Source organism: Streptomyces sp. NPDC059695 (assembly GCF_042733785.1).
Lineage (GTDB): Bacteria > Actinomycetota > Actinomycetes > Streptomycetales > Streptomycetaceae > Streptomyces.
In genome coordinates this window covers 1-8090 of sequence record NZ_JBHWFF010000029.1, presented here as the reverse complement: position 1 = coordinate 8090, position 8090 = coordinate 1, and the positions used below count along the sequence as shown (strand labels likewise).

Below are 8090 nucleotides of genomic sequence, written 5' to 3'. Positions count from 1 at the left end.
CCAAACAAACACACACACCTACCACCTTCAATCTCACTCAACCCTCATCTCTTAGCCCCCCACCCCCTAAATCGCGCCGGTCTGGGCGCCCCCCCCCCACGCCCACGCGCGCGGGGTGGCCGTCTTCTTCGTGACCGCCCGCCCCGGGATCATCCAGTCCCTGACCGACTGGAACCTGAAGAAGGCCGGCTACCCGGTCGACGGTCTCTACGTGCGCTCGCTGCCCGACCTGTTCTCCGAGGTCAGCGCGTACAAGACCGAGAAGCGCGCCGAGATCGAGGCCAAGGGCTACACGATCATCGCGAACATCGGCAACAACACGACCGACCTCGTCGGCGGCCACGCCGAGCGCACCTTCAAGCTCCCGGACTACGGCGGCAAGCTGTCGTAGCGGCCCCTGGTTCCCGGGGTGGTCAGCGCGTGGTGATGTGGAACTGCATCTGCTGGTAGTCCCCGTCGGGGGTGGCGCGGACGTATCCGCGTGCCTGCTTGAAGTCTCCGGTGCCGCCGGTCACCGCGATGTCGTACGCGGCCGGCGCCTGGTTGGAGACGTCGAAGGTGACGAGGGCCTGGGCGGCGAGCTGCCCGCCCGGCCCGCCGTTCAGGACGAAGGTGCCGACGCAGTTCGCGTCGGCCTGGTCCCCGGACACGCGCACCACGGCGCAGGTGACCCCGTCGCGGCCGACCTTGTCGCCGCCCTTGGTCCTGTAGAGGTCGTCGGCGGAGGTGAAGACGTCACCGACCTTGGGCGTCTGCCCGCTCGGGCTCGCCCCGCCGCCGGGGACCTCCTTGGCGTAGAGCGTGAACTCGAACCCGTCGGCGGCCTGCGCCGGGGACGCCGCCTGAGCCGGCGCGACGGCCGTGAAGGAGACGGCCGCGGCCGTGCAGGCGCCGAGCACGCCGATCCTCCGGAGACCGGTCCTCCTGAAGCTGCGGGTCATGTCCTGCCTCCTGGGCTGGGGTCCCCCTCGGCACGCTTCATTGTCCGACGGCCGCCCGGGATTCGCCCGTCCGGAGCAGTGCCGGGCCTCCGGGTCGGGGATCATGGCGCCATGCCACTGAGAGCACGTCCGATCCGCACGGCCGCCCTCCCCGCCGCCCTGGTGGCGGCCGGGCTGCTGACCGCCTGCGGGACGCCCGCGACGACCCCGGAGCCCGACGCGCCGGTGCGGGCCGGCGCACCGCGGGAACCCGCCGTCCCGGCCGCGGCCGGGACCCTCGGCGGTCCGGGTTCCGCCTGCGCGCTGCCCGTCTCGTTCGCCCTCGCGGAGGGCTGGGAGCCGGAGGCGATCGAGGACCCGGAGGACCCGGAGTTCGCGGTGCTCACCCGGCAGGGGCCCGCCACCGTCCGCTGCGAGGTCGACGCGAAGCCGTCGGGGCACGTCGGCTACCTGCGGGTCTGGACGGCCCCGAAGGGCCCTGCCCGGGCGGCCCTCGAAGGCTTCGTGAAGGCGGAGAAGGGGAGTGCGGCGGTCTCCTACCGGGAGACGACGGCGGGCGCGCTGCCCGCGACCGAGGTGACCTACACCGTCCGCGACGGGCTCACGGAGGAGTCGAAGGAGGAGCGGGCCTTCGCCGTCTCCACTCCGGAGGCGACGGTCATCGTCCACCTCGGCGGCCTCGACACCGGCGAGCACCGGGCGATGCTCCCGGCGTACGAGCTGGCGAGGACCACGGCGAAGGCGCTCTGACGAACCCGCTCCGGGGAGGGCGCTCCGAGGAACTGGCAGCGGCTAAGGCCCTCCCGGAAGGACCGTGACCCCCCGTCCCGCACCGGACGAGGGGCCACGGCGTGCGTGGGGCTCCTAGACGAAGTTCTGCTTCGTGGAGCCGTCGCAGTTCTGGAGCCGGACCGGCTCCTTCGCGGCGCCCTGGGTGAGGCAGAGCCCGGTCGCGGCGGCGGGCCGGACGGTCGCGCCGTCACGGACGAACTTCTGGTTGGCCGCACCGCCGCAGTTCCAGACGATGAGGGCCTTGCCCGCCTGGTAGACCGCTCCCGGCACGTCCAGGCAGCGGTCCTGGGTGAGCTGGGTGTGGACGGTCTGCCGTGCGGAGTCGTACCACCAGCCCTGGTTGCGGCCGCCGTGGCAGTCCCAGCCGAGGACGGCGGTGCCGTTGGCCGACTCGGAGGCGTTGACGTCCAGGCAGTCTCCGGTGGCCTGGTTCTTCAGCGGCTTGTACGCGTCGTCCCAGGCGACCGGGAAGAGCGCCGGGGTGCCGGAGGAGTTGACGTCGGCGCAGCTCGCCTCGCGCAGACCCGAGTTGTAGATCTGGGTCAGGCAGGAGGCGAAGGCGCCGTGGCCGCTCCTGTTCGGGTGGAAGGACTGGCGGACGGAGTTCTCGTCGAGGCCGCCGGGCTTGGAGAGGTCGATGTAGAGGCCCCGGGCCCAGGTGTCCTCCATGCAGACCTCGTGGCCGTGGAAGAGGCGCGAGTTGTCGAGGAAGGTGGCCCCGGTGTCGGCGGCGATCCTGCGCATGCCGCGCTCGAAGGCGGGCACGGCGGTGTTGCGGCCCCACTTGGTGTCGGAGTCGTATCCCATGCCGCCGCAGGAGAGCTTGCCGGGGAAGTTCGGGTTGTCGTGGAAGTCGGGGCCGATCGGGCTGGGGTAGCCCATGACGACGAGCTTGTAGTCGCCGTCGGCGTATCCGGCGTCGCGCATGACGGTCTTGAGGTCGCGGACCGTCTGCTCGACCTTGGGGACGAGCGCGTCGACGCGGGCCTGCCAGCCGGGGGCGTACTTGGGCTCACAGGTGCCCTGGCTGAGCACGAACCGCTGGACGCAGTCGGTCATGACGGGCCCGAACTGCAGGTCGTCGTTGGCTCCGGCGACGAGCAGCACCATCTTGATGCGGGTGTTGCGGGCCTTGACCGCGAGGTTGTCGCTCTGGACGAGCTCGTCGGCGTACTGCTTGGAGCCGCCGATCCGGATGTTCCCGGTGTAGGCGCCGGAGCAGGCGACGTTGAAGGTGAGGTCCGCGGGGATCCCGGTGCGGTGGATGGCGGCGTCCGGGGAGCGGTGGCACCAGTTGGTGGGCCCGTTGGTGGGCGACTCGTACGTGCCGACGCCCTCGCCGGAGATCTCGCTGTCGCCGAGGGAGATCAGGCCGGTCCTGCGCTGGGCGAGCGGGCGCTCCTCGGGGCTGCCGTAGATCCTGGTGGCCTCGGCCGCCCGGATCGCCTCCAGCTCGGGGGAGAGCGGTACGGAGGTGATTCCGGCCGTTGTGCTCGTGTCGGCCGCGCCGGCGGGGGCGGCGGCGGTCATGCTGCCGAGGGCCGCCGCGGCGGCGGCGACGGCCGCGACGGCCGCGACGGGCCAGCGGAGTCTGTACCTGGTGCGCTTCACTGCGCCTCCTGGAAATGGGGTTACCCACGGTTTCTACTGGCCGGTACGCGCCTTGGGAATACATCGAACAAGAGAAGTGCTCATCTTTTTCAGGAGGTTGACCGACCATGAGCAACGACGACGGATACCGGATCGAGCACGACTCCATGGGTGAGGTGCGGGTCCCCGCACACGCCAAGTGGCGGGCCCAGACCCAGCGGGCCGTGGAGAACTTCCCGGTCTCCGGACAGCGCCTGGAGCGCGCCCACATCGAGGCCCTGGCCCGGATCAAGGCCGCAGCCGCCAAGGTCAACGCCGAGCTCGGGGTGATCGGGAAGGACCGCGCGGAGGCGATCGTCTCGGCGGCGGAGGAGGTCGCCGAGGGGCGCTGGGACGAGCACTTCCCCGTGGACGTCTTCCAGACCGGCTCGGGCACCTCGTCCAACATGAACACCAACGAGGTGATCGCCACCCTCGCCACCGAGCGGCTCCCCGGGGGAGTCGAGGTCCACCCCAACGACCACGTCAACGCCTCGCAGTCGTCGAACGACGTCTTCCCCTCCTCCATCCACATCGCGGCCACCGGCGCCGTCACCCGCGACCTGATCCCGGCCCTCGATCACCTGGCCGCCTCCCTGGAGCGAAAATCGGCCGAATTCGCGTCGGTGGTGAAGTCCGGCCGTACGCACCTGATGGACGCCACCCCGGTCACCCTGGGCCAGGAGTTCGGCGGCTACGCGGCGCAGGTCAGGTACGGCGCGGAGCGGCTGCGCGCGGCCCTCCCCCGGCTCGCCGAACTCCCCCTCGGCGGTACGGCGGTGGGCACCGGCATCAACACCCCGGCCGGGTTCTCGGCGGCCGTCATCGCCGAGGTCGCCCGCGCCACCGGGCTGCCGCTGACGGAGGCCCGCGACCACTTCGAGGCCCAGGGAGCCCGCGACGCCCTGGTGGAGACGTCCGGGCAGCTCCGGACCATCGCCGTCTCCCTCACCAAGATCTCCAACGACCTGCGCTGGATGGCCAGCGGCCCGCGCACCGGCCTCGCCGAGATCAACCTCCCCGACCTCCAGCCCGGCTCCTCGATCATGCCCGGCAAGGTGAACCCGGTGATCCCCGAGGCGGTCCTGATGGTCGCCGCGCAGGTGACCGGAAACGACACCACGGTGGCGGTGGCCGGCGCGGCCGGGAACTTCGAGCTCAACGTGATGCTGCCGGTGATGGCCAAGAACCTCCTGGAGTCCGTACGGCTGCTCGCCAACGCCTCCCGGCTGCTCGCCGACCGCACGGTGGACGGGATCACGGCGAACGTGGAGCGGGCCCGCGAGTACGCCGAGTCCTCGCCGTCCGTGGTCACCCCGCTGAACAAGTACATCGGCTACGAGGAGGCCGCCAAGGTCGCCAAGAAGTCGCTCGCCGAGCGCAGGACCATCCGCGAGGTGGTGCTGGAGTCCGGCTACGTCGAGCGGGGCGACCTCACCGTCGAGCAGCTGGACGAGGCGCTGGACGTGCTGCGGATGACGCACCCGTAGGACGGCCGGGCGAGCCGCGGACGGCCCGCGTCCAGGGCCGGTGACCGGCCGGTAGCGTCCGGCCGGTAGCCGACTCCTCCGTGATCTGTGCCGCAGCGGTCGTGGGAGCGCGCCCCTAAGATCTGCGCATGACAGGATCGGACGGCTCACAGCACTGGGCGCCGGGGGAGCACATCCTCTGGCGCTACCGCGGCAACGGCACCGGAGACGTGCACATCTGCCGGCCGGTGACGGTCGTCCAGGACACGCCGGAGCTGCTCGCGGTCTGGATGGCGCCCGGCACCGAGTGCGTCCGTCCCGTGCTCACCGACGGCACCGCCGTCCACGAGGAGCCGCTCGCCACCCGCTACACCTCCCCGCGCACCACCGAGCGCACGCGCTGGGCGGGCAGCGGGGTGCTGAAGCTGGCCCGGCCCGGCGAGCCGTGGTCGGTCTGGCTGTTCTGGGAGCGCGGCTGGCGCTTCCGCAGCTGGTACGTGAACCTCGAGGAGCCGCGGGTCCGCTGGTCCGGCGGCGTCGACTCCGAGGACCACTTCCTCGACATCTCCGTCTACCCCGACCACAGCTGGCTGTGGCGGGACGAGGACGAGTTCGCGCAGGCCCAGCGGTCCGGCCTCATGAGCCCGCCGCAGGCCGCCCGGGTGCGCGCGGCCGGGGAGCGGGCGGTGGAGCGGATCAAGCGGTGGGGGACGCCGTTCGCGGACGGCTGGGAGGACTGGCGGCCCGATCCGGCGTGGCGGGTTCCGGAGCTGCCGGCGGACTGGGATCGCACTCCGGCGCACACGGCGCCGTGAGACCCTTGATGCGCCCCCGGGGTTCAAACGTAGGATCGTCCTCCGCACGGCAGAGACGGACCGAACACCACGTCAGACCGACCGGACAACACGTCAAAGACTCAGCACAGCACAGGACCTGATCAGAAGTCATCCACGAGGGGGAGAGCAGTGCCGGACGTGCGCCCGGGTGTTCCGACCCCTGCCGTTGCCGCGGCTCGCAGAACGTCCACATCCGCTGCATACGAGGGGTTTATCCCCGCCGAAGGCGCGGCATCGGCGAGAAGAGCGAGTGCATCGCACCACCGGCCCGGACGGACGGAATCCCACGCGTGACGGAGCATCCCACCTCCCACGAAGGCCGGCAGCCCCTGGCTGCCCGGTCGCAGGAACGCGCGCGCCCTCGCCAGGAGGCGGCCGGCCTGCCCTCCGACGTGCCCGCCCAGCCGGGCGGCCCCACGGCCCCTGCCCAGGACGCGCCCGCGCAGGACGCCCCCGGCGGCACCGGCCACCCGGGCACCCCGGGCGGTGCGCAGCGCCCGGCCGCCCCCGGCGGAGCGGACCGCCCCGGCGGCCCCGGCTCCCCCGGCGCCGTGGCCGTCGCCGTCTCCCCGCAGCCACCCGGCGGCGGAGCCCGCGCCGGGGACGGCGTCGCACGCCGGGAGGGCGACCGGCTGCGGTTCGTCGGGGCCGCGACCCGGCGCATCGCGCGCGGCATCGACCTGGACGAGATCGTCCTCGGTCTGTGCCGCGCCACCGTGCCGACGTTCTCCGACGAGATCCTGGTCTACCTCCGCGACCCGCTCCCGGTGGGCGACGAGCGGCCGGTGGCGCCGTTCGTGCTGCGGCTGCGCCGTACCGACCGGCTCCGGTTAAGCGATGCGGAGGGCGAGGAGCTCGTCCTCGTACCCGATCCGGATCCGACCCCCGCGGCCGAACTCTGCGAGGTGCGGGGCGGCGGGGCGCTGGCCGAGGTGCTGCGCGGGGTGCGGCCGGTCTTCGGCGACTCCGCGGCCGCGAAGGCGGCGCTGACCGAGCTGCTCGGCCCCGAGCACCCGCTGCCCGGCGGGCTGCGCGCGGTCCTCGCGCCGCTGCGCGGCCGGCGCCGGGTGATCGGCGCCGCGGTGTTCCTGCGCCGCCCCGAGCGGGCCGGCTTCGAGCCGAACGACCTGCTCGTGGCGGCCCAGTTGGCGACCCACACGGCGCTCGGCATCGACAAGGCCGTGCTGTACGGTCGCGAGGCGTACATCGCGGACGAGCTCCAGCGGACGATGCTGCCGGACTCGCTGCCGCAGCCGACCGGTGTCCGGCTCGCCTCGCGCTATCTGCCGGCGGCGGAGACGGCCCGGGTCGGCGGCGACTGGTACGACGCGATCCCGCTGCCCGGCAGCAGGGTCGCCCTCGTCGTCGGCGACGTCATGGGCCACTCCATGACCTCGGCGGCGATCATGGGCCAGCTGCGCACCACGGCGCAGACCCTGGCCGGTCTCGACCTGCCCCCGCAGGAGGTCCTGCACCACCTGGACGAGCAGGCGCAGCGGCTCGGCGAGAACCGGATGGCGACCTGCATGTACGCGGTGTACGACCCGGTCTCGCACCGGATCACCGTCGCCAACGCGGGTCATCCGCCGCCGATACTGCTTCACCTGGGCGGCCGCGCCGAGGTGCTGCGGGTGCCGCCCGGCGCCCCGATCGGGGTCGGCGGGGTGGACTTCGAGGCGGTGGAGCTGGACGCCCCGGCGGGCGCCACGCTGCTCCTCTATACGGACGGTCTCGTCGAGTCCCGGCTGCGGGACGTGTGGACCGGGATCGAGCAGCTGCGGGAGCGCCTCGCGGCGACCGCGCAGCTGACGGGTCCGGACCACTCGCCTCCCCTGGAGGCGCTCTGCGACGACGTCCTCGACATGCTGGGTCCGGGCGACCGGGACGACGACATCGCTCTGCTCGCGGCCCGGTTCGACGGGATCGCGCCGAGCGACGTGGCGTACTGGTTCCTGGAACCGGAGGACGCGGCCCCGGGCCGGGCCCGGCGGCTCGCCCGGCGGGCGCTGGCCCGCTGGGACCTGGAGGAGCTGACGGACTCGGTCGAGCTGCTGATCAGCGAGGTCGTGACGAACGCCGTGCGGTACGCGGAGCGGCCGGTGACGCTGCGGCTGCTCCGGACGGACGTGCTGCGCTGCGAGGTCGGCGACGACTCCCCGCAGCTGCCGAGGCAGCGGCGGGCGCGCGACACGGACGAGGGCGGGCGCGGGCTCTTCCTGGTGAACCGGCTCGCCCGGCGGTGGGGTGCGACCCGCCTCTCGGGCGGCAAGGTGGTCTGGTTCGAGCTGGCGACCCGTACCTGAGGCGGCGCCCGGGCGTTCCCGTACGAGAAGGAGGCCGGGGGGCCGCCCCGGGGGGGGGCCGCGAGGGTACACCCAACGGGGGGGGGCACCGGGGGTGGGGGGGGGCGGCCGCCCCCGCGG

At 73.0% G+C, this 8090-nt stretch carries 6 protein-coding genes and 1 pseudogene; 5 read left to right on the top strand and 2 right to left on the bottom strand.

What is annotated here, in order from left to right:
* Positions 1 to 100: 100 nt before the first annotated feature.
* Positions 101 to 391: pseudogene (locus tag ACFV2S_RS29295) on the top strand (HAD family acid phosphatase); the annotation flags it as partial.
* Between the two features lie 22 nt (positions 392 to 413).
* Here the strand turns inward: ACFV2S_RS29295 and ACFV2S_RS29290 are convergent.
* Entirely contained in the window at positions 414 to 941 is a 528-nt protein-coding gene (locus ACFV2S_RS29290; RefSeq protein ID WP_385565279.1) for a hypothetical protein, read from the bottom strand.
* Between the two features lie 111 nt (positions 942 to 1052).
* On the opposite strand from ACFV2S_RS29290, the gene ACFV2S_RS29285 reads away from it, so the two are divergent.
* On the top strand, positions 1053 to 1691 hold the full coding sequence (locus ACFV2S_RS29285; RefSeq protein ID WP_385565275.1) for a lipoprotein: 639 nt from the start codon (positions 1053 to 1055) through the stop codon (positions 1689 to 1691).
* A gap of 114 nt (positions 1692 to 1805) precedes the next feature.
* Here ACFV2S_RS29285 and ACFV2S_RS29280 read toward each other — a convergent pair whose 3' ends face one another.
* A complete protein-coding gene (locus tag ACFV2S_RS29280; protein WP_385565272.1) occupies positions 1806 to 3344 on the bottom strand; it encodes a ricin-type beta-trefoil lectin domain protein in 1539 nt (512 codons plus the stop codon).
* 107 nt (positions 3345 to 3451) lie between these two features.
* Between ACFV2S_RS29280 and ACFV2S_RS29275 the strand changes: the two genes are divergently transcribed.
* From ACFV2S_RS29275 to ACFV2S_RS29265, 3 genes are all read left to right on the top strand, one after another.
* Positions 3452 to 4852 carry a class II fumarate hydratase gene (locus tag ACFV2S_RS29275; RefSeq protein WP_385565268.1) on the top strand — a complete coding sequence of 467 codons (1401 nt, stop codon included), beginning with the start codon at positions 3452 to 3454 and terminating at the stop codon, positions 4850 to 4852.
* A 128-nt stretch (positions 4853 to 4980) separates the two neighbouring features.
* The gene (locus ACFV2S_RS29270; protein ID WP_385565265.1) at positions 4981 to 5646 is read left to right on the top strand and encodes a DUF402 domain-containing protein; all 666 of its coding nucleotides are present in this window, start codon (positions 4981 to 4983) and stop codon (positions 5644 to 5646) included.
* Between the two features lie 311 nt (positions 5647 to 5957).
* On the top strand, positions 5958 to 7970 hold the full coding sequence (locus ACFV2S_RS29265; RefSeq protein WP_385565261.1) for a SpoIIE family protein phosphatase: 2013 nt from the start codon (positions 5958 to 5960) through the stop codon (positions 7968 to 7970).
* Positions 7971 to 8090: the final 120 nt, after the last annotated feature.

Coding starts and splice junctions, on each gene's coding strand:
- ACFV2S_RS29270 (WP_385565265.1), top strand. CDS start 4,981: ATGACAGGATCGGACGGCTCACAGCACTGGGCGCCGGGGGAGCACATC.
- ACFV2S_RS29285 (WP_385565275.1), top strand. CDS start 1,053: ATGCCACTGAGAGCACGTCCGATCCGCACGGCCGCCCTCCCCGCCGCC.
- ACFV2S_RS29290 (WP_385565279.1), bottom strand. CDS start 941: ATGACCCGCAGCTTCAGGAGGACCGGTCTCCGGAGGATCGGCGTGCTC.
- ACFV2S_RS29275 (WP_385565268.1), top strand. CDS start 3,452: ATGAGCAACGACGACGGATACCGGATCGAGCACGACTCCATGGGTGAG.